The sequence below is a fragment of the Kitasatospora mediocidica KCTC 9733 genome (assembly GCF_000744225.1).
In the GTDB taxonomy this organism is placed as follows: Bacteria; Actinomycetota; Actinomycetes; order Streptomycetales; family Streptomycetaceae; genus Kitasatospora; species Kitasatospora mediocidica.
The window spans coordinates 749,203-770,776 of sequence record NZ_JQLN01000005.1; the positions used below are offsets into that span (position 1 = coordinate 749,203).

Consider the following 21,574-nt stretch of genomic DNA (forward strand, 5'->3'; position numbering starts at 1 on the left):
GCTCCCGTGCGGGTGGTGATGGGACGTGACGACCGTACCGCCGGCCGGGGTCCGTTCGGATGAAAAGCGACCGGACCGTGATGATCACCACCGGGCCCGCCCCACCCGGGTCAACGCGGCGTCAGATCCCCCTCGGCCAGGCCGTCGGTCAGTCCCTGGGCCAGTCGGCGGCCCAGTTCGCCGGCCCGGCGCAGCTCCGTCTCGAACGCGGCGACCCGCCGGAACGCCTCTCCCAGCTCCCGCTGGCGCTCGATCGGCAGGCGGGGCAGCTGCACCCGGCGCACGTCCAGCCGCGCGGTCGTGGAGGCGTGGCTGCTGGCGCGGCGGCTACCGGCCGTCGAGCGCAGCCGGCCCGCCACGAACTCGGCGTCCAGCACGGCGGGGTCGGGTCGCAGCAGGTGCAGCTGACGGCCGAGCGCGACGCCGTCGGCCGGGTCGCCGGCCCGGACCACCACGGCTGCCCCAGCGCCCAGGGCGGGGGTCAGCACGTCTCCGGGGCGGGTCAGCACGAGGTCGGCCGACGCGTCCGTCAGCTGCGTGGGGGCGTGACCGGCCGTCAGGTCCTGCTCGGTCAGCACCGCCGCGCCCGGACCGCCGTCGGCGGCCGACCGGGTGACCGCCGGGCCCTGGCCCGAGGAGTGCACCTCCAGCGCCCCGGCCCGGACCAGTTCGCCGATAGTGATCATCGGAGCGGCGGTCCGCTCGGCGGGCTCGACGACCGGGGGCAGCGCCTCGTCCAGTCCGGCCAGTCCGGCCAGCACCTCGGCCAGCCGTCCGTGCAGGTGCTCCAGCGCGCCCGCGCCGCCGATCGGGGCGGCCGGCGGCAGGTGGCGGGCCGGGGAGAGGTCGGTCTCGTCGTCCAGCAGGTCGATGACGTCCAGCACCCGGTGCACGCCGGGCCGGTCGGCCGGAGCCGGGCCGCCCGTGCGGGCGGCGCCGTCGAAGGCGTGCCAGGTCTCCAGGACGGTCCGGCGCAGTTCGGGCCAGCCGATCCGGTCCCGGCCGCCGGTCGCGGCGGCGGCGGGCTGGGTGGCGGTGGCGTCGAGCAGCAGCAGGCGGCGCGGGACCGCTGTCGGCTCCTGCGGGTCGGGGCGGCGCAGCAGCCACAGGTGCAGCGGCACGCCGTACGGGGGCGCGACGCCGGCCGGCAGCGCGACCACCGCGCGCAGCGCGCCCGAGCGCAGCAGCTCGGCGCGCAGCCGTCGCCCGGCCCGCCGGGAGGCCACCGTGGGCGGCAGCAGCAGGGCGGTCAGGCCGCCGGGGCGGGTGTGCGCCAGGCAGTGCAGCAGCCAGGCGAGTTCGGACTCGGCGCGCGGCGGCACCTGGTCCAGGAGCCAGCGCGAGTCGTAGCGCAACTCGTCGTGGCCCCAGTCGCGTTCGTTGTACGGGGGCTGGCAGAGTACGGCGTCGGCGAGCAGCCCGGGGTGGGCGTCGGCGCGCAGGCTGTCGCCGGGGGCCAGATGCAGCGGGAGCGGCCCGGGGGTGGCCGCGGGGGTGTGCAGGGCCAGCCGGAGCAGGGCGGCCGCGGCCGGCACGGGGTCCAGCTCCTGGCCGTGGCGGACCACGTCGGTCGGCAGCGCCAGCAGCAGCGCGCCCAGGCCGCAGGCGGGGTCCAGGACGCTGCGCAGCTCGCCGTGCAGGTGCGGCTCGGCGGCGGCGAGAGCGGCCAGCAGTGCGGCGGCGTCCGGTGGAGTCGGGCTGACCTGGCGGGAGTTGGCCTCGGCGTAACGGGTGAGCAGCTGCTCGTAGCCGGCGGCGGCGCCGTGCTCGGCGGCCAGCCGGGCGAGCAGCCGGGCCAGCTCCAGCTGGGTGCTGCCGTAGAGCGTGGGCAGGGCGAGCAGGGCGGTGCCCGGCGGGCCCAGGGTCGCGGTGGACAGCTCGGCCAGGGCCTGCGGCAGCGCGAGCGCGAGCCGGGTGTCGGGTTCGCGCTCCAGCGCGTTCCAGCGCTCGGGCGCGCGGTGCAGCAGGAGCAGGAAGGCGCCGGCGGGCAGCAGCAGCGCGGCCGGGTGGCCGGCCGGGTCGCGCAGCGCCTCCAGCTGCTGCCAGACCCTTTCCAGCAGCGGGAGTTCGACGATCTTGCCCTGCCCGCGCAGCCAGGACTCGACCCGGTCGAGCGGGAAGGTCGGGCTGGCCTCGGTGCCGCCGACCGGTTGCGGGAAGTCGGGGTGGCGGCGGCGCCAGTTGCTGACCGCCGCCCGCCCGACTCCGGCGAGCCTGGCGATCTCGACGGCGGTCACCTCGGGACTCTCCGACATGGACGGCTCCTCCTGTGAACGGCCTGTGACCGCACAGCATAGCCAGGCGCCTATCGATCGGCGTTCACACGTGAACAGACGTGTTTCGCATTTTCCTGTTGACAGCGTTCACAGCTGCTGATGTGATGAACCCATCGCACCGGGCGGCAGCCGCCGCCCCGGGAAGCGCCAGAGAGCAAGGGATCCCGCCATGCGCATCACCGCCACCCGCCGCCGCACCTCCGCAACCCTGCTGGCCTCGGCCGTGCTGATCGCCCTGGCCACCACGGCCTGCGGCCCGACCGCCACCAGTTCGGTCTCCACCCAGCCCAAGCAGTCGGCCGCGGCGGGCGCGCCGGGCAGCGCGAAGCCGGCCGGGGGGACCGCCAAGACCCCGACCGTCGCCAAGATCGGCGACACCATCGCACTCAAGGGCCAGGACGCCGGCTCGTCGGCCGACGTCACGGTGGTCAAGGTGGTCGACAACGCCCAGAGCTCGGACGACTACTCCAAGCCGGCCGACGGAAAGCGCTGGATCGCCGTCCAGTTCCGGATCAAGAACACCGGCAGCACGGCCTACAGCGACGCCCCGGAGAACGGCACCACCGTCCTGGACGGCCAGGGCCAGTCCTACAACTCGGTGGTCGCCGACACCACGGCCGGCCAGAGCTTCGCCGTCCCCGCCAACATCGCCACCGGGGACAGCGCGCTCGGCTTCATCACCTTCGAGGTCCCGAAGGACACCAAGCTCGAGAAGGTGCAGTTCACCCTCGACAGCGGCTTCGCCAACCAGACCGGTCAGTGGACGCTCGCCTGACCGGTGGTCCCGGGGACTCCCCACCCGGGACCACCGACAGGTCCTACTTCTTCGCGCTGCCGGCCAGCTCCTCGAACATCGTGCCCAGGAACGTCCCGCACCAGGCGAGGAGTTCGCGCCCGACCACCGGCTTGCCGCCGATCCGCGCGGTCGACGGGCGGGGCACCAGCACCTGCTGGGTGTTGCCCTTCACCTGGCTGCGCGGGTACAGCCGGTTCAGCCGCAGCTGCTGCGACTCGCGCAGGTCCACCGGCCCGAAGCGGACGTTGGCGCCCTGCAGGGTGATGTCCGAGACCCCGCAGCGGCGAGCGAACAGCCGCAGCGCGGCGACCATCAGCAGGTTCTCCACCGGGTCGGGCAACTTGCCGTAGCGGTCCGCCAGTTCGGCCCGGACCTGCTCGATGTCCGTCTCCGAGTTCACCGCCGCGATCGAGCGGTAGGCCTGCAGCCGCAGCCGCTCCCCCGGCGCGTAGTCGTGCGGCACGTGGGCATCGACCGGGAGCTCGATCTTGACCTCCAGCGGCTCCTCCTCCGGCAGCCCGTCGCCGGAGAGCGACTCGCGGAACTCGGCCACCGCCTCGCCGACCATCCGCATGTAGAGGTCGAAGCCGACCCCGGCGATGTGCCCGGACTGCTCGCCGCCGAGCAGGTTGCCCGCTCCGCGGATCTCCAGGTCCTTCATCGCGACGTACATGCCCGCACCCATCTCGGTGTGCTGGGCGATGGTGGCCAGCCGCTCGTGGGCGGTCTCGGTGAGCGGCTTCTCCGGCGGGTAGAGCATGTAGGCGTAGCCGCGCTCCCGGCCACGGCCCACCCGGCCGCGCAGCTGGTGCAGTTGGGAGAGGCCGAAGGTGTCGCCACGCTCGACGATGAGCGTGTTGGCGTTGGAGATGTCGATGCCCGACTCGACGATCGTGGTGGAGACCAGGACGTCGAACTCCTTCTCCCAGAAGTCGACCACCACCTTCTCCAACAGCGTCTCGCCCATCTGCCCGTGCGCGGTGGCGATCCGGGCCTCGGGGACCAGCTCCTTGAGCTTGGCGGCCGCCCGGTCGATCGACTCGACCCGGTTGTGGATGTAGAACACCTGCCCCTCGCGCAGGAGTTCACGCCGGATCGCGGCCGAGATCTGCTTCTCGTCGTACGGGCCGACGAAGGTCAGCACCGGGTGCCGCTCCTCCGGCGGGGTGGTGATGGTGGACATCTCCCGGATGCCGGTGACGGCCATCTCCAGGGTGCGCGGGATCGGGGTCGCGGACATCGTCAGCACGTCCACGTTGGCCCGCAGCTTCTTCAGCTGCTCCTTGTGCTCGACGCCGAAGCGCTGCTCCTCGTCGACGATGACCAGGCCCAGGTCCTTGAACCTGGTCTCCGACGAGAAGAGCCGGTGGGTGCCGATCACCACGTCCACCGAGCCGTCCCGCAGCCCCTCCAGGACGGCCTTGGCCTCGCTGTCGCTCTGGAACCGGGACAGCGCCTTCACCACCACGGGGAAGTTGGCGTACCGCTCGGCGAAGGTCGAGAAGTGCTGCTGCACGAGCAGCGTGGTGGGCACCAGGACGGCCACCTGCTTGCCGTCCTGGACCGCCTTGAAGGCCGCCCGCACCGCGATCTCGGTCTTGCCGTAGCCGACGTCGCCGCAGATCAGCCGGTCCATCGGGACCGACTTCTCCATGTCCGCCTTGACCTCGGCGATGGTGGTCAGCTGGTCCGGAGTCTCCGCGTACGGGAAGGCGTCCTCCAGCTCGCGCTGCCACGGGGTGTCGGCGCCGAAGGTGTGGCCGGGGGCGGCCATCCGGGCCGAGTAGAGCTTGATCAGGTCGGCGGCGATCTCGCGCACCGCCTTCTTGGCGCGCTGCTTGGTCTTCGCCCAGTCCGCGCCGCCGAGCCGGTGCAGCGTCGGGGCCTCGCCGCCGACGTACTTGGTCACCTGGTCCAGCTGGTCGGTCGGCACGAAGAGCCGGTCGCCGGGGTGCCCCTTCTTCGCGGGGGCGTACTCCAGCACCAGGTACTCGCGGGTGGCGCCCTGCACGGTGCGCTGCACCATCTCCACATACCGGCCCACACCGTGCGCCTCGTGGACGACGAAGTCGCCGGCCGCCAGCGCGAGCGGGTCGATCGCGTTGCGGCGCCGCGAGGGCATCCGGCGCATGTCCTTGGTGGAGGACTTCTGGCCGGAGAGATCGGTCTCGGTGATCACGGTCAGCAGGTTCGTCTCGTCGACGAAGCCGTGCTCGATCGATCCGCAGGAGACGTAGACCACGTCCCGGGTCGGCGGCTCGGTCAGGTCGGTGACCAGCCGGGCCGGGATGCCCTCGTTGCCGAGCACCTCGGCCAGCCGGGAGGCCGGACCCTGGCCCTCCGTCACCATGACGACCCGCCAGTCGGCGGCCAGCCGCTCCTTGGCGTCCGCGATCGCCCGCGCGGTGTCACCGCGGTAGGCCTCGACGGCGCGCATGCCCAGGGTGAGCGTGTGGGCGTCGAACTCCAGGATCGGCGTCAGCTCGGAGTCACTGGTGGCGAACGGGCTCACCGACCACCAGGGCAGCCCGATGCCCTGCGCGTGCTCGCGGACGTCGGCGAGCGAGCGCAGCGAGGCGGCCGAGACGTCGATCTGCTCGACGTCGATCGGACGGTCGCCGCCGGCGGCCGCCGCCACCCAGGAGGCGTGCAGGAACTCCTGGCTGGTCGCCACCAGGTCGGCGGCCCGGGTGCGGACCCGCTCGGGGTCGCAGACCACCGCGACGCTGCCGGACGGCAGCACGTCCATCAGCAGTTCCATGTCGTCCACCAGCACCGGGGCGAGCGACTCCATGCCCTCGACCGCGATGCCCTGGGCGATCTTGTCCAGGATCTCGGCCAGCTCCGGGTGCTCGGCGGCCAGTTCGGCGGCCCGTGCCCTGACCTCGTCGGTCAGCAGCAGCTCACGACAGGGCGGCGCCCACAGCCCGTGCTGGGCGATCTCCAGCGAGCGCTGGTCGGCCACCTTGAAGTAGCGGATCTCCTCGACGTCGTCGCCCCAGAACTCCACCCGCAGCGGGTGCTCCTCGGTCGGCGGGAAGACGTCCAGGATGCCGCCGCGCACCGCGAACTCGCCGCGCTTCTCGACCAGTTCGACCCGCGAGTAGGCGGCTGCCGCGAGCCGCCGGGCGACCGACTCCAGATCGTGCGTCTCGCCGCGCTGCAACGCCACCGGCTCCAGCTCGGCGAGCCCCTTGACCTGCGGCTGGAGCACCGAGCGGACCGGCGCCACGATCACCTGGACCGGCCCCGCCGCCGGGTCGTCCGCCCGCGGGTGGACGATCCGGCGCAGCACCGCGAGCCGGCGGCCCACCGTGTCGGAGCGCGGCGAGAGGCGCTCGTGCGGCAGCGTCTCCCAGGCGGGGTACTCCGCGACGGCGTCCGGCGGCAGCAGCGAGCGCAGCGAGGCGGCCAGGTCCTCGGCCTCCCGCCCGGTGGCGGTCACGGCCAGCACCGGGCGGCCGCGCTCGGCGCCGACGGCCGCCAGCGAACGGGCCAGCGCGGCGATGACGAACGGCCGGGCCGCGGGCGGCCCGACCAGGTCGAGGTGCGGACGGTGGCCGGTCGCCGCCGCCTCGATCGCCTCGGCGAGGGCGGCGTCCCGTGCGACGACATCGAGCAGTCCGGTCAGGCTCATGGAGTCTTCTTCGTCCCGTTGCTTCCAGGCGGAGCCGCCGGCACCGGTGGTCGTGCGGCGGCCGGGCAGCGTGATGGACCCGGCACGCGGTGCGAGGGGCCGGGTCAAGGTCCCAGCGTACGCCGAGCGACCGACCCGCACGCGGCCAGCCACGTCGGCGCCGCTGTCGTGGCCGGCAGCTGGAAGATCGATCGTCAAGAAGTGGACACACTCCTGTCACTGCCCGTCCATGGACGGCGCGCACCATGGTTCTTGTGCACGCCGCTCCAACCGTGGGGGATGGACTGGTGTGCCGATCGCGCTCCGATGGGGGTCGGGGTGCGAGGCCGGGCGACCCTGGGTGGGGGCGCCCGCCCAAGCGTCGGGAGTCGTGGCGCCCTTTTGCGGAGGGCGCCACGAGTCCTGCGCCCCCTTTTCATCTCGCTGCGACCGTGCCCACTCCGGTCGGAACAGCTCCCGCTCCACGCGCAACGGCCGCCACCGGATGACCGGGGCGGCCGTCGTGCTACTGGCAGGACTCAGGTGCGGCGGCGGCCGACCGTGTTGGGCAGGCTGTCCAGCTCGGTGCCGTCGTCGATGATCACGATCTTCGGGATGATCGTGGTCGCCTCTTCGGGAGCCGTCGCGCGCGGGGCGTCCTGCGGCGGCGCGGGCGGCGGGGCCACCGGGCGCGGCGGAACCTGCGGGGCGGGCGGCGCGGCGGCGGTCACCGGGCCGGGGGTGAGCAGCGCGGTCCGCGGGTCGGCCGGACGGGCGTCCTGCACCTCGGCGTCCTGGGCGGCCGCCTCCAGGAGAGCGGCCGGCAGGCGCAGCACGGTGGTCGGGGCGTCCTGCGGATTGCCCGGCACCGGGAGCTCACCGGTGTCGGCCTCCGAGGAGACCGGCACCGGGGTGGCCGGGGCCTTGTCGGTGGACACCTTCGGCGCGGCGGCGGGGGCGTCGACACCCGGCTCGATCATCCCGACGGCCTTGCCGGTGAGCGAGGCCAGCGTTCCCTTGATGTGGTCCAGGTGGGTCTGCACCGTCTCCTGGCGCTTCTCGAACTCGACCCGCTCCCGGGCGATCTCCGCGTTGATCCGTTCGACCTCGCGGCGGGCCTGGTCCAGCAGCTGGTCGGCCTTGGCCTGCGCGTCGGTGTCGGTCTGCTTGATCAGGCCCAGCACGGTCTCGCGGTGCTGCTCGGCCTCGCGCAACCGGCGCTCGGCAGCCGTCGAGATCTTGGTCTCCTCGGCGACGGCCGCCGCCTCCTCCACCGAGAACCGCTCGTCGGCCTCCCGGCGCAGCTCGGCAAGGCGCACCTCGGCGCGCTCACCGGCCTCGGCGGCCTCCACCCGGGTCTTGGCGGCCTCGCCGGTGGCGGCGTCGCGCACCGCGCGGGCGTCGCGGTCGGCCTCGCCGCGCAGCTTCTCGGCCTCGGCGCGGGTGCGCTCCTCGGTGCGCCGGGCGGCCAGGTCGGCCTCGGCGCGGGTGGCCTCGGCGTACTCGGTGGCGGCCTTGCCGAGCGCCTGCCCGGCCTCGTACACGCTGTCACGGGTGTCCTCGGCGAAGCGCTCCACCTTGTCCCGGACGGCCTGCGCCTCGTTCTCGGCGATCGCCATCAGGGCGAGGGCCTGCTCGCTGAGGATCCCGTAGTCGGGGGCGGGCGCGTCGGCGGCGCTCTGCACGGTCTCGGCGAGCTGGGTCTCCAGCGCGCGGATGTGCGCGCCCAGCGTGCTCAGCCGCTGCCATGCCTCGTCACGCTGTGCGGTCAGGGACAACAGGGCGTGGTCGACCTGCTCGGGCGCGTACCCGCGCCGGGCAGCGGTGAAGCCGTACGACGGGACGGCGTCGCTCATGGGCTGTGTTTCCCCTCAGTGGCTGGGCGGCTGACTCGGGCGGTGCGGGTCGCGTGGACACGGCTCGCGGACGTTCCCCGGAATGGTCCTCTTGACCTATTTTGCGCAGATCATCTGGAAAGCCCAAGGAAGCGACACCGCCCGACGCCCCCGGCGGCGCCGCGTCGACGGACGCGGCGCCGCCGGATTGTCGGCATCGGCTACAGCAGGCCATCCCAGAACTGCTCCAGGAGGACCGCCCACCAGGTGTCCGGTCCCTGGAGGGCAGCCGGATCGATCGCGGCCAGCTCGGCCTGGAAGTCGGTGGTCCAACGCCCGGCCTGATCCGGGGTCAGTCCGTAGCGCAGCGGCCACATCCGACCGAGCAGGGCGAGCGACCGGACGAACTCCGGCACACCACTGTTGACGAAGCGGGGCTGCTCCCCGGTTCCGTCGAGTTCCACCGCGACCACCGCGGCTGTGCCGTACTGCACACAGAGCTGCCGGCCGTAGTCGTTGCCGAGGACGAGATAGCCGCCCGCGTCCGGACCCGCCGGCAGGCCGCGCTCGGCCGCCAGCTCGGCCAGCGTCGGGATCGGCCGGCCCTCCTGGGCCTGCGCCCAGAAGAACGGACCGAAGCTGACCGGCAGACCCGCCCAGATCAGCGTCTGAGCGACCACCTCCGGCACGCCCTGGCGCGACACCGCGCGCTGCTCGTAGCGGAACACGCCCGGCCCGAAGAACTGCGCCAGCTCGGCGCCGAGCTGCTGCGGCGGGACGGGCGGCAGCTGCGCGACGGCACCCGCCGGCGGCAGCGGCACCCGGACCGGGCGCGGGCGCTGCGGCCCGGCCGCCAGCTGGTGCAGCTCGTCCAGGTGGTTCAGCAGCTGGGCCATGCCGGCCTGCCGGGCGTGCTGCTCCCGGCCGTACGGCGCCGTGTGGGTCACCCGGACGTTCGGCCAGGAGGCCCGGACCAGGCGCTCGCAGTAGCCGCCGGGCAGGTCGCAGCACTCCAGCTCGGTGTGCAGCTCCAACACCTGCTCGGGCGGCACGCCCAGCCGGCGCAGCTCCTGGAGGATCTTCCACTCCGGGTGCGGGGTGCCGGGCTCGCTGCGCTGCATCACCTTCTGCTCGGAACCGTCCGGCGCGCGGTAGCTGAGCACCGCGAGGTAGCCGGGGCCGACGGTCGGCACCCCGGGCGGGACGGGCGCGCCCTGCGGCGGCAGCCCGGGCACCGGCGCGGCCGCGCCGGGCAGGCCCGGGCCCTGCGGGACGGCGGACGCGAGCTGGGTCGCGGCCTGCGCGACCCCGGCGGCGGCCGGCGGCGCGCTCTGCGGCGCGGCCGAGCGGGAGATCACGGCCCGGCTGGTCGCGGCGTCGGCGAGGTCCGCCGCGCCCTGGCCCGGGGCGGGCGCGGCCGGCGCCGCGGCCGGGCCGCGCAGACCCGCCGGCGGCGGGGGCGGCGGGACGCTGCCCGCGCTGCGGCCCAGGCCCACGCCGTGCTGCGGGGCGTTCTCGGCGCTGTTGCCCGCGTGCAGCAGTCCGCCGGGCGGGGGCGGCGGAGCGACCGAGCCGCCACGGCCGCCACCGACCGGGGCGCTGGGGGCTGGCCCGGCGCGCCACGCAGACCGGCCGGCGGCGGGGGCGGCGGGGCACTGCCCGCGCTGCGGCCCAGGCCCACCCCGGGCGCCGGCGGCGTCGCCGGGGCGCCGGGCAGGCCCATCAGGCCCGGGACGCCGTCGGGCTGCGCCAGCATGGTCGGCGCGTAGTCGATGGACGGGGTCGAGGCGGGCGCCGGGGCGGGCGGAACCGGGGCGTCCGGGGCGCCGGGCAGGCCCATCAGGCCGGGCACGCCGTCCGGCGGCGCCAGCATCGTCGGCGCGTAGCCGCCGGCCGGGGCGGGCGGCGGGGTGGGCGCGGCGAACTCGTCGGACAGGTGGTAGCCCTCGGGGAGCGCCACCGTGGCGCCCTCGGGGGCCACCGCGGGCGCCAGGGGCGGCTGCTCCTGCGGCGGCCAGTTCGCGGGCGCCGGGGCACCGGCGTCCCGGGCGGCGGGCCCTGCGGCCCGGGCGGCGGCCAGGAGGCGGCCGCCGGCTCCCAGTCCGAGGGCGGCGGCGCGAGCATGGTCGGCAGGTCACCGGCCGGGCGGTCGGAGGCCGGCGGCGCGGTGAGCACCGCGGGCTCGGCAGCGGGCGCGACGGGCGCCGGCCCGGCGGCGGGCTCGCCCAGCCGGGCCGCCTCGGCGGCGATCGCCGCGGCGCCCGCATCCTGGAGCCACTGCGGCGGGCTGAGCAGGAACGAGGTCGCCTCGGCCGGCATCGGCGCCGGCTTCACCTCGACCGGCCGCCCGTACGTCTCCTGGAAGCGCTCGACCACCTCGTCGACCGGCAGCGCCGGCCAGAGCGTACTGGCCCCGGTCTCCCGGGCGATCACCAGCTTGGCCGCCCCGCCGTCCGAGGACGGTCCGCCGGCCCGGTCCTCGGCCCAGCAGACGAACCCCAGGTCGAACTCCTGCACCCGGACCTCACGCTGCTGGAACGGCGGCACCCCGCCGTTGATCCAGTCGGTCGCCAGGTCCTGTGCCTGCGCGTACGTCACCATGCCCGGCCTGCCTCCACCGTTGAGCCGTCCTCGTCCTGTATGCCCGTCACGTCGAATCCGTCACGGCACCGGCACCGCACGGGCGAACCCGCCCTCGACCATCAGCTCCGCCACCGTCTCCAGCTCCGGCGGGCTGCCGGCCAGCCGGAGCAGGAAGTCGTCGAAGTCGTTCCCGCAGCGCAGCAGCAACCGCTGCACCCGGTCCGCCGGCTCCTCGGCCTCGCCGGTGTCCCGGGCGTCGTCGTAGAGGCAGAACCAGACCGAGCCCAGGTCCGCCCCGCGCACCTTGAGCGCGACGATGCCGCCCTGCGCGTACGCGATGCCGAGGTAGTCCTTGGTCAGGTGGTCGCGCAGGCACTTGTTGGCGTAGACGAGGTCGTCGACCCCGTACTCCTCGCTGAGCGTCAGGAACGGCTGGTCGAGCAGCAGTCCGAGCTCGGTGTCCAGCGCCACGCCGACCGGGCCGCGACCGCCGGCCAGCTTGAGGAAGGCGCGGTACGGCCCGGGCAGCCGGTAGCCGAGCCGCTCCTCCGCAGCCTGCAACAGCTCCTCGCCGACGCTGACCGGTTCAGCGCCCTCCTTGGAGAGCGAGAAGTGCACCGCCCGCCGGTCCTGCAGCGGACGGGTGCCGCGCCGGGCGTGGTCGGCGCTGGAACGGGCCAGGCCACCGTGGTGCCGCAGCAGTGCCTTGACCTCGACCGGCACCAGCTCCATCCGGCGCCAGCCGGGGGCCGCGCCGCCGACCGCGTGGTGCCAGGTCCACCCCGGCGGGGTGGCCACCGCGGACTCCAGGTCGGCCCAGAGCTCATGGCCGTGACTGAACAGCGCGGCGTTGGCCGAGACGTAGTCGGTGAGCCGCAGCTCGTCCACGCCGAAGCCCTCGGGCGGGTCGGCGACCTCGGCGGCGGCGCGGGCGTAGGGGCCGAAGTCCGGGTGGCCCTGTGCGTCCACCCGCACGCCCTCCGGATACATCGCCGCGCGCACCGGGTCGGGAAACTGCACCACCTGGCCCGCGTAGGCCGCGTTGGGCGCGGCAGCGGCGCCGGGCCGACCTGTCGTCATCTGGGAGCCCCCACTGGCTGAAGCGGAATTGCTAGCACCAGGGTATGTGGTCGGGCCCGCCGGTGGTCCCCCCACCCGGAGGTTGACCGGGTACCGGGATCCGGCCCGGCGGCGCGCCCCGGACGGCGTCCCGCCCAGCACCGTTCGGCCACCCTTTCGGCCACCCGTTCGGATGGCGAAGTGACGAACCGTCGGCCGGAGTTGTGTACGAGGTGTGGAGTCGGCAATCCTGCTGTACACCCCCGGGTACCCCGGGTCGCCCATTGTCCGAGTCGTTTGGCAGGCTGGCCCCGGACCCGTCCGGAGTCCGACCAGGACCCGAACCCAGAGACCGAAGGAGCAGCCGTGGACATCCGTCAGCCGACCCCGCCCCCGGCCGTCCCGACCGGCACCCCGGTCCCGTCGTCCACGCCGCTGGTCACACCGCTGGCCGCGCCGCTGCTGCGCCACCACCGGGACAGCCTGCTGCCGGCGGTGGCCGCCGCCCTCTCGCTGCGCGGCGGGGACGTCCAGACGCTGGCCGGCCGCAAGGCCGACGAGCAGCCCGAGCTGCACCCGCTGATCGGCGAGTTCCTGGACCGGCTGCCGGTCGCCCAGCGCGAGCGCTTCACCGGCCGCTGCCCGGAGGCCGTCCTGCTGTCGAAGTACCTGACGGCGCTGGACGCCGGGCGCTCCAAGCGCGCCGCCAAGAAGCCGCTGTCCCTGCACGACGCCCGCAAGGCCCTCAAGGGCGCCAAGTTGACGACCGTACGGATCCGCGAGGAGGACGACCCGACCCACGGGACGCACGCACCGCCGTGCCGCTCCTGCGTGCCGCTGCTCGACCACCTCACCGTGCAGAGCGTCACGGTCGCCCAGCGCTCCTGACCGGCGCCGAACGACCGACCCTCACCCGACGACCGACCAGCGCCGAACGACCGAGCGCCGAGCGCGCCCGCTCGTGTCCCGTTCCCCGAGCCCGGAGTACGTCCTGAACCCGACCGCCACCACCGCTCCCCCGCGCTCCCAGCCGCGGTTCTCCGCCGACGTGGCGGCCGCGCTCAAGCAGGCCGGCTGGCATCCCGGCCGCTGGGAGATCCGCCGGGCCGAGGAGTGGGCCGACCAGCTGGTCGCGCACGGCTCCCCGGCGGGCGTCCAGCACACGGTCTTCCCCTCGGCGATCGAGGCCTGGGCCGAGTTCGGCGGGCTCTCCTTCGACCTGACCGGGGCCGGCCGCCAGGTGGCCCGCACGCCGTTCCTGCTCGACCCGCTCTGCGGGCTGTACCAGCCACGCACGCTGGCCGACCTGGGCCGGGCGCTGGACAGCAGGGTCGCCCCGCTCGGCGAGGAGCTCTACGGACAGGCGCTGCTCGCCATCGACGAGGCGGGCCGGGTCTTCAGCCTGGACCACACCGGCGAGTGGTTCCTCGGCGCGGACATCGACCAGGCGGTCAGCACTCTGGTGCTCGGCACCCTGCCCGAACGCCTGCGCACCGTCGCCGATCCGGTCTGACGGGCGGTCAATCCGCCGGTCGGGCCGGCCGGTCAGACCAGCCGGTCGGTGGAGACCGCCAGCCGGGACGGCAGCAGCGCCTCGACCCGGTAGCCGCCGTCCTGCTCGGGCCCGGCCAGGAAGCTGCCGCCCAGCGCGAGCACCCGTTCGCGCATCCCGACCAGCCCGTTGCCGCCGCTGGGCAGCTTCACCTGCTCCCCGCCGCCCGGGCAGTCGTTCAGCACCGCCACCCGCACACCGTTGGGCAGGTACGCCAGCAGCACCGAGACCCGGGCACCACCGGCGTGCTTGTGCGCGTTGGTCAGCCCCTCCTGGACCACCCGGTACGCGGTCTGCTCGGCCTCGCCGTTGTACGGCCGGCGGGAGCCGCTGACGGTGAGCGTGACCGTCATCCCGGCCGCCTTCGACTGGTCCACCAGCCGCGGCAGCTCGGCGAGGACGGACGGCGCCTCGACCGCCGGGCCCTCGTTCATCCGCAGCACCCCGAGGATCTCGCGCAGCTCGTTGAGCGCCTGCCGCCCGGTGTCGGCCATCAGCTTGGCGCTCTGCGCGGCCTTCTCCGGGTCCTTGGCGACGATCCGCTCCAGCGCGCCGGCGTGCACCACCATCAGGCTCACCCGGTGCGCCACCACGTCGTGCATCTCCCGGGCGATCCGGGTGCGCTCCTCCAGCCGGGCCCGGCGGGCGCGCTCGCGGGCCTGCTCCGCGAGCAGGTCGAGCTCCGCCTCCAGGCCGTGCGCGCGGTCCTTCAGCGACTCCACCAGCCTGCGCCGGGCACCGATGTAGAGACCGGTGACCACCGGGGGCACGGTCAGACCGACCGAGACCAGCACCGCGATCAGCACGAAGACCCAGGTCGCCGGCAGCGGCTCGCCCGGTTTCGGCTCGATGGTGAGCAGCGAGAAGAGCACCATCCCGAGCGTCTCCACGAAGACCACCGAGGAGAGCACCAGCACCCGCCCGCGCCGGGACGGCCAGGTCCAGGTGGCCGCCAGCGTGTAGAGCGAGACCACCAGCAGGATGATCCCGAACAGCCCGGGCACCAGCACCATCGACACCAGCACCGGCACGGCCGGCCAGCGCCGCCTGACCAGCAGCGACGCACCGCCCAGCGCACCGATCACGGTGGCCGGCACGACCGCCGCGGCACCCAGGTGCAGCCGGTCGCCGAAAAACGAGTAGCCGCCCAACGCGCACTCCAGCGCGGCCAGGGCGGCCAGAAATCCGTCGAGGAGCGCGCTTCGCCGCTGCTCCCACCACCACAAGCCGCGGGCCGACGCGCCCTCCCCAGGCGACATGCTCATAGGGGACAGCCTAAGCGAGCCGTCCCTCCCGCCCCACCGAGTTCTTCCGACGGGCGGCAGCCGGCCCCCGTCCGACTTCTGTCCGCCATCCGGCCACTGCCACGGTCCAGACCACTGTGCGACCTATATTGGTCCCGTCGGACAGCGCGGTCCGTCGTTGCCGAACCCCACCACCCCAGGGAGCCAGCCGTGACCGCTCAGGTCCCCACCCCGGCCGACCACCCGAGTGCCGATCCGGCCGCCGACAATGCCGCCCTGCGCGCCGACATCCGCAGACTCGGCGACCTGCTCGGCGAGACGCTGGTACGCCAGGAGGGCCAGGAGCTCCTCGACCTGGTCGAACAGGTACGTCAGCTGACGCGCACGGACGGCGAGGCCGCCGCGCGGCTGCTCGCGGAGATCGACCTGGAGACCGCGGCCAAGCTCGTCCGCGCCTTCTCCACCTACTTCCACCTCGCCAACGTCACCGAACAGGTGCACCGCGGCCGCGAGTTCGCCACCCGCCGGGCCCGCGAGGGCTCGCTCCTGGCGCAGACCGCCGACCAGCTCGCCGAGGCGGACCCCAAGCACCTCGCGGACACCCTGGCCAATCTGGCGGTCCGTCCGGTCTTCACCGCGCACCCCACCGAGGCGGCCCGCCGCAGCGTGCTCAACAAGCTCCGCCGGATCGGCGAGTTGCTGGAGCGCATCCACCGCGAGCACGTCGCCTCCGGGCTGTCCACCCACGACCCGGTCCGGCACAGCTCCGCCAAGCGCTCCGCCGACCGCCGGCTCGCCGAGGTGATCGACCTGCTCTGGCAGACCGACGAGCTGCGGATCGCCCGTCCCGAGCCCACCGACGAGGCCCGCAACGCCGTCTACTACCTGGACGAGCTCTACCGCGAGGCCGTCCCCGAGGTGCTGGAGGAGCTGCACGAGGAGCTGGCCCGGGTCGGTCTCACGCTGCCCGACGGCGTCCGCCCGCTGACCTTCGGCAGCTGGATCGGCGGCGACCGGGACGGCAATCCCAACGTCACCCCGCAGGTCACCTGGGACGTGCTGAACCTCCAGCACGAGTACGGCATCAAGGACGCCCTGGCGGCCGTGGACGACCTGCGCAACTCGCTCTCCACCTCGGTCCGCCTCGCCGGCGCCTCCGCCGAGCTGCTCGAGTCGCTGGACGCCGACCTCAAGCTGCTCCCCGAGCTCAGCCCGCGCTACAAGCGGATGAACGCCGAGGAGCCCTACCGCCTGAAGGCCACCTGCGTCCGGCTCAAGCTGGAGAACACCCGCGAGCGCCTGGCCAACGGCACCCCGCACATCCCCGGCCGCGACTACCTGGGCACCCGCGGGCTGATCTCCGACCTCAAGCTGATCCAGGACTCGCTGCGCGGCCACCGCGGCGAGCTGATCGCCGACGGCCGGCTCGCCCGGGCGATCCGCACGGTCGAGGCGTTCGGCCTCCAGCTGGCGACCATGGACGTCCGCGAGCACGCCGAGGCGCACCACCACGCGCTCGGCCAGCTCTTCGACCGGCTCGGCGAGGAGGCCTGGCGCTACGCCGACATGCCGCGCGAGTACCGGCAGAAGCTCCTCGCCAAGGAGCTGCGCTCGCGCCGCCCGCTGGCGCCCACCCCGGCCCCGCTGGACGCGGCCGGCACCAAGACGCTGGGCGTCTTCAACACGATCCGCGAGGGCTTCGAGCGGTTCGGCGACGAGATCGTCGAGAGCTACATCATCTCGATGTGCCAGGGCGCCGACGACGTCTTCGCCGCCACCGTGCTGGCCCGTGAGGCCGGCCTGATCGACCTGCACGCCGGGATCGCCACCATTGGCATCGTGCCGCTGCTGGAGACCACCGACGAGCTCCAGCAGGCCGACCGGATCCTCGACGAGATGCTCTCCGACCCGTCGTACCGCCTGCTGGTCTCGCTGCGCGGGGACATCCAGGAGGTCATGCTCGGGTACTCGGACTCCTCCAAGTTCGGCGGCATCACCACCTCCCAGTGGGAGATCCACCGCGCCCAGCGCCGGCTGCGCGACGTCGCCCACCGCTACGGCATCCGGCTGCGGCTCTTCCACGGCCGGGGCGGCACCGTCGGCCGCGGCGGCGGCCCCTCGCACGAGGCGATCCTCGCCCAGCCCTGGGGCACCCTGGAGGGCGAGATCAAGGTGACCGAGCAGGGCGAGGTGATCTCCGACAAGTACCTGCTCCCCTCGCTCGCCCGGGAGAACCTGGAGCTGACCCTCTCCGCCACGCTGGCCGCCTCCGCGCTGCACACCTCGCCGCGCCAGGCCCCCGAGGAGCTGGCCCGCTGGGACGCCGCGATGGACCAGGTCTCGGAAGCGGCGCACACCGCCTACCGCGCGCTGGTCGAGCAGGAGGACCTGCCGAAGTACTTCTTCGCGGCCACCCCGGTCGACCAGCTCGCCTCGCTGCACCTGGGCTCGCGCCCGTCCCGCCGCCCGGACTCCGGCGCGGGCCTGGACGGCCTGCGGGCCATCCCGTGGGTCTTCGGCTGGACCCAGTCGCGGCAGATCGTCCCCGGCTGGTTCGGCGTCGGCTCAGGCCTCGCCGCCGCCCGTGAGGCGGGGCTGGGCGACGTGCTGGACGAGATGCACGGCAACTGGCACTTCTTCCAGAACTTCCTGTCCAACGTCGCGATGACGCTGGCCAAGACCGACCTGCGGATCGCCCGGCACTACGTCGAGACCCTGGTCCCGGCCGAGCTCCAGCACGTGTTCGACCAGATCACCGCCGAGCACGACCTCACCCTGAAGGAGGTCCTGCGTCTCACCGGTGAGAGCGAACTGCTGGAGTCGAACGACGTGTTGAAGCAGACCTTCACGGTCCGCGACGCCTATCTGGACCCGATCTCCTACCTCCAGGTCGCCCTGCTCCGCCGTCAGCGCGAGGACGTCGCGGCGGGCCTGCCGGAGGACCCGCTGCGCGCCCGGGCCCTGCTGCTGACCGTCAACGGCATCGCCGCCGGCCTGCGCAACACCGGCTGACCGGACGGCGGTACGACGGTGGCGGCCCACCCCTCCCCGGGGTGGGCCGCCACCGTCGTACGTGCGGGCGCGGGCGCGTCAGTCCTCGGCGGGCTTGCCCCGGAAGCGGCGCTTGAGCCAGAGTGCGCCGCCGCCGCCGGCGACCAGCAGGCCGCCGCCTACCGCGAACAGGCCCGTGTCGTCGCCCAGGTTGCCGATGAAGCTGTCGGCCAGGACGGTGGCGGTCGGGCCGCCGGCCGAGGTGGCCGAGGGCGAGGGCTGCGGGGCGTCACCCAGCTGTGCGCTGACCGTGCTCACCTCGGGGGCCGCCTGGTGGCCGCGGCCGACGCCGCGCGAGCCGCCCGTCCCCGTCATCGCGACCCGGGTGGTGCTGGCCGAGGCGGACGGCGAGGGCGTCGGCGTCGCGGGGCAGTCGTCGGAGCCGGGCTCGGCGGACGCGGTCGGTGTCGCCTGCGGCTCGCCGGAGTGCGAGGGCGAGGCCGCCTCAGTGGGCGAGGCCGTCGGCTGCGGCGGGCAGGACGGCGAGGCGGTGGCCGAGGCGGACGGCGGCGGGGTCGCCGGCGACGAGGCGCCACCGGCCGGGCCGGCCGGCGCGTTGCTCTGCCGCGCCGGAGCCGACGGCGGCGGCCCGGCGGCCGTGGCCGAGGGCTGGCCGGCCACGCCGGTGACCGAGGGGCTCGGGGAGGGTACCGGGTCGGCGGCCGCGAGCGACGCTCCCGCCAGCAGGGTCCCACTGATCGTCAACAACCAACCGCCGGCCGCCCAGGCCGTACGCCACCGCAACTGCCCTGCGCCCACCAGCGCCCCCATCTCCCAAAGTCCGGCTCGACCGTACCCGATCGGCACGGACCGCCGGCCTCCGAATCAGGGGCTGCGGGGAAGAGTTGTACGACTGTTGTCACACCTGTCACACGGGCCCCGGAGGGTCAGGTGTTGTAGGTGCCCTGGGCCCGTTCCAGACCCTCCGTCAGCAGCGCTTCCACCGCGTCGGCCGACCGGTCGACGAACCAGTCGAGCTCCTTGCGCTCGGTCGAGGAGAAGTCCTTGAGGACGAAGTCCGCGACCTCCATCCGCCCCGGCGGACGCCCCACGCCGCAGCGCACCCGGTAGTAGCCGGGGCCGAGCGACTTGGTGATCGACTTCAGGCCGTTGTGGCCGTTGTCGCCGCCGCCGAGCTTGAGCCGCAGGGTCGCGTAGTCGATGTCCAGCTCGTCGTGGACCGCCACGATCGCACTGGTGGGCGCCTTGTAGAAGTCGCGCAGCCCGGTCACCGGACCGCCCGAGAGGTTCATGAAGGTCATCGGCTTGGCCAGCACCACCCGCTGCCCGGCCAGCCGGCCCTCGGCGATCTGGGCCCGGCTCTTGTGCGCCTTGAACTTCGCGCCGATCCGCTGGGCCAACAGGTCGACGACCATGAACCCGATGTTGTGCCGGTTGCGGGCGTAGCCCTCCCCCGGGTTTCCCAGACCGGCGATCAGCCAGGGCCCTGTGTACGCGTCGTCACTCATGTGTCCTCCTCCTGCGGCTCACCGACATCATTCCGGACGTGCCGCTGCCCCGGCTCCCACCACGAGGGGGGAGCCGGGGCAGCGGCAGGTCACACCGGGACTCAGGCGCTCGCGGCCTCGTCGGCGGCCTCGGCGTCCGCGTCGGCCTGCGAGGCCTGGGCGCCGATGACCTGCAGCACGACGGTGTCGGCCTCGACACCCAGCTTGGTGCCCTTGGGGAGCTCGATGTCACCGGCGAGGATGGAGGCACCGGCCTCCAGGCCCTGGATCGAGACCGTGACGGACTCGGGCAGGTGGGTGGCCTCGGCCTCGACCGGGAGGTTGTTCAGGACGTGCTCGACCAGGTTGCCGCCCGGGGCCAGCTCGCCCTCGGTCAGCACCGGGATCTCGACCGAGACGGTCTCGCCGCGCTTCACCAGCAGCAGGTCGACGTGCTCGATCGAGCGCTTGATGGCCTCACGCTGGACGGCCTTCGGCAGGACGAACTCGTCCTTGCCCTCGATCGGGACGACCAGCAGGGCGTTCGGGGTCTTGAGCGCCATCATCAGGGCGTGGCTCGGCAGGTTCAGGTGAACCGGAGCGTGGCCGTGACCGTAGACGACACCGGGAACGAAGCCGGCGCGACGCGCACGACGGGCGGCACCCTTGCCGAACTCGTTGCGGGGCTCGGCGGCAAGGCGGATCTCGGACACGACTGCACTCCTCGTGGGACTGACGCGGGGGTGCAGCACTCGTACGGTGGTCATACGAGGCCCGGAAAGCCAGAAGCCGCCGGGACCACACCCTCAAGAATGTTGGGGGGTCCGCTCGGCGGCGGGACGACTCTGCCGACAACCGGTCGTACCGGCCGCGGCAGCGCGTCGATCACGGAGGCGGGCACCCGAATGGGCGCACGGCTTCCCTCGCCGAGCAGTCTCACGAGTCTAACCGCACCAGTCGTCAACCGTGAAATCGGCCCCGCTCCGCACCCCCCGCAGAGGGCGTGGAACGGGGCCGACCTGACGACGGGTCAGGCGATCAGTGCACGCCCTCGAAGAGGCTGGTGACCGAACCCTCTTCGAAGACCTCGCGGATCGCGGCGGCGATCGACGGGGCGATGGAGAGCGTGGTGACCTTGTCGAGCTGGAGCTCGGCGGGGGTCGGCAGCGTGTTGGTGAAGACGAACTCGCTGACCCGGGAGTTCTTCAGCCGGTCCGCGGCGGGCCCGGAGAGCACACCGTGGGTGGCGGCCACGATGACGTCCGCGGCGCCGTTCTCGAAGAGCGCGTCGGCGGCGGCGCAGATCGTGCCGGCCGTGTCGATCATGTCGTCGACCAGGACGCAGACCCGGCCCTTGACGTCACCGACCACCTCGGCGGAGAGGATGGTGTTGGCCTGGCTCATGTCCCGGCGCTTGTGGATGATCGCCAGCGGGGCGTCCAGCCGGTCGCACCACTGGTCGGCAACCTTCACCCGGCCGGCGTCCGGCGAGACGATGGTCAGCTTGGAGCGGTCGACCTTGCCGCCCACGTAGTCGCAGAGCATCGGCAGTGCGAACAGGTGGTCCACCGGCCCGGAGAAGAAGCCCTGGATCTGCGCGGTGTGCAGGTCCACCGCCATGATCCGGTCGGCGCCGGCGCTGGCCAGCAGGTCGGCGATCAGGCGGGCCGAGATCGGCTCACGGCCCAGGTGCTTCTTGTCCTGCCGGGCGTAGCCGTAGAACGGCAGGATCGCCGTGATGCTCCGCGCGGAGGCCCGCTTCAGAGCATCGATCATGATCAGCTGTTCCATGATCCACTGGTTGATGGGAGCCGTGTGGCTCTGCATCACGAAACAGTCCGCACCACGGGCGGAGTCCAGGAAGCGGACGTAGATCTCGCCGTTGGCGAAGTCCAGAGCCTTGGTCGGGACCAGTTCGGTACCCAGCGCCTCCGCAACCTCCTTCGCCAGCTCGGGGTGGGCACGGCCGGAGAAGAGCTTCAGTTTCTTCTCACCCGACGTCGTGATCCCGCTCACTGCACCGTCTCCTCGTATTACTGCCGCACGGTCCCGGCGCGCCGCACCCGGGCAGCGAGGCCGCCCGGGTCGGTGGTCGACAGGGAATGGGGGTACGC

General features: G+C 73.7%; 14 protein-coding genes and 1 pseudogene. 4 read left to right on the forward strand and 11 right to left on the reverse strand.

All coding sequences use genetic code 11. The annotated features are described in order from the left end of the window. Window positions 1-110: 110 nt before the first annotated feature. Window positions 111-2,255 carry an N-6 DNA methylase gene (locus BS80_RS17410; protein WP_035798429.1) on the reverse strand — a complete coding sequence of 715 codons (2,145 nt, stop codon included), beginning with the start codon at window positions 2,253-2,255 and terminating at the stop codon, window positions 111-113. Window positions 2,256-2,445: 190 nt separating this feature from the next. Here BS80_RS17410 and BS80_RS17415 point away from each other — a divergent pair, with 190 nt between their 5' ends. Further along, window positions 2,446-3,051: a DUF4352 domain-containing protein gene (locus tag BS80_RS17415; RefSeq protein ID WP_035798432.1), complete on the forward strand. Its 606-nt coding sequence runs from the start codon at window positions 2,446-2,448 to the stop codon at window positions 3,049-3,051. A gap of 43 nt (window positions 3,052-3,094) precedes the next feature. Here BS80_RS17415 and mfd read toward each other — a convergent pair whose 3' ends face one another. From mfd to BS80_RS17445, 5 genes and pseudogenes are all read right to left on the reverse strand, one after another. Next, window positions 3,095-6,709, reverse strand: a complete 3,615-nt coding sequence (gene mfd / locus BS80_RS17420; protein WP_035801618.1) for a transcription-repair coupling factor — start codon at window positions 6,707-6,709, stop codon at window positions 3,095-3,097. A 518-nt stretch (window positions 6,710-7,227) separates the two neighbouring features. Then, entirely contained in the window at window positions 7,228-8,544 is a 1,317-nt protein-coding gene (locus BS80_RS17430) for a hypothetical protein (protein WP_035798435.1), read from the reverse strand. 200 nt (window positions 8,545-8,744) lie between these two features. Continuing rightward, a pseudogene (locus tag BS80_RS42830) lies at window positions 8,745-9,797 on the reverse strand (SUKH-4 family immunity protein); the annotation flags it as partial. A gap of 565 nt (window positions 9,798-10,362) precedes the next feature. Then, window positions 10,363-11,124 carry a hypothetical protein gene (locus BS80_RS42835; RefSeq protein WP_035798439.1) on the reverse strand — a complete coding sequence of 254 codons (762 nt, stop codon included), beginning with the start codon at window positions 11,122-11,124 and terminating at the stop codon, window positions 10,363-10,365. A 60-nt stretch (window positions 11,125-11,184) separates the two neighbouring features. Further along, window positions 11,185-12,186 carry an SMI1/KNR4 family protein gene (locus BS80_RS17445; RefSeq protein WP_035798441.1) on the reverse strand — a complete coding sequence of 334 codons (1,002 nt, stop codon included), beginning with the start codon at window positions 12,184-12,186 and terminating at the stop codon, window positions 11,185-11,187. Window positions 12,187-12,531: 345 nt separating this feature from the next. Here BS80_RS17445 and BS80_RS17450 point away from each other — a divergent pair, with 345 nt between their 5' ends. Together BS80_RS17450 and BS80_RS17455 are read left to right on the forward strand one after the other, a co-directional pair. Beyond that, a complete protein-coding gene (locus BS80_RS17450) occupies window positions 12,532-13,053 on the forward strand; it encodes a YwqJ-related putative deaminase (RefSeq protein ID WP_408607387.1) in 522 nt (173 codons plus the stop codon). Window positions 13,054-13,156: 103 nt separating this feature from the next. Further along, window positions 13,157-13,678, forward strand: a complete 522-nt coding sequence (locus BS80_RS17455; protein ID WP_035801626.1) for an SUKH-3 domain-containing protein — start codon at window positions 13,157-13,159, stop codon at window positions 13,676-13,678. A gap of 32 nt (window positions 13,679-13,710) precedes the next feature. Here the strand turns inward: BS80_RS17455 and BS80_RS17460 are convergent, their stop codons facing one another. After that, the gene (locus BS80_RS17460) at window positions 13,711-14,982 is read right to left on the reverse strand and encodes a sensor histidine kinase (protein WP_035798443.1); all 1,272 of its coding nucleotides are present in this window, start codon (window positions 14,980-14,982) and stop codon (window positions 13,711-13,713) included. A gap of 189 nt (window positions 14,983-15,171) precedes the next feature. Here BS80_RS17460 and ppc point away from each other — a divergent pair, with 189 nt between their 5' ends. Continuing rightward, the gene (ppc, locus tag BS80_RS17465) at window positions 15,172-17,973 is read left to right on the forward strand and encodes a phosphoenolpyruvate carboxylase (RefSeq protein WP_051966728.1); all 2,802 of its coding nucleotides are present in this window, start codon (window positions 15,172-15,174) and stop codon (window positions 17,971-17,973) included. 78 nt (window positions 17,974-18,051) lie between these two features. Here the strand turns inward: ppc and BS80_RS40815 are convergent, their stop codons facing one another. The 4 genes from BS80_RS40815 to BS80_RS17485 form a co-directional block, all read right to left on the reverse strand. Continuing rightward, window positions 18,052-18,717, reverse strand: a complete 666-nt coding sequence (locus BS80_RS40815) for a hypothetical protein (protein ID WP_157536330.1) — start codon at window positions 18,715-18,717, stop codon at window positions 18,052-18,054. Between the two features lie 182 nt (window positions 18,718-18,899). Continuing rightward, window positions 18,900-19,481, reverse strand: coding sequence for an aminoacyl-tRNA hydrolase (gene pth, locus BS80_RS17475; RefSeq protein WP_035798447.1), 582 nt, complete (start codon window positions 19,479-19,481; stop codon window positions 18,900-18,902). Window positions 19,482-19,582: 101 nt separating this feature from the next. Further along, window positions 19,583-20,173, reverse strand: a complete 591-nt coding sequence (locus BS80_RS17480) for a 50S ribosomal protein L25/general stress protein Ctc (RefSeq protein ID WP_035798451.1) — start codon at window positions 20,171-20,173, stop codon at window positions 19,583-19,585. A gap of 325 nt (window positions 20,174-20,498) precedes the next feature. Continuing rightward, window positions 20,499-21,476 carry a ribose-phosphate diphosphokinase gene (locus tag BS80_RS17485; RefSeq protein ID WP_035798453.1) on the reverse strand — a complete coding sequence of 326 codons (978 nt, stop codon included), beginning with the start codon at window positions 21,474-21,476 and terminating at the stop codon, window positions 20,499-20,501. Window positions 21,477-21,574 lie beyond the last annotated feature (98 nt).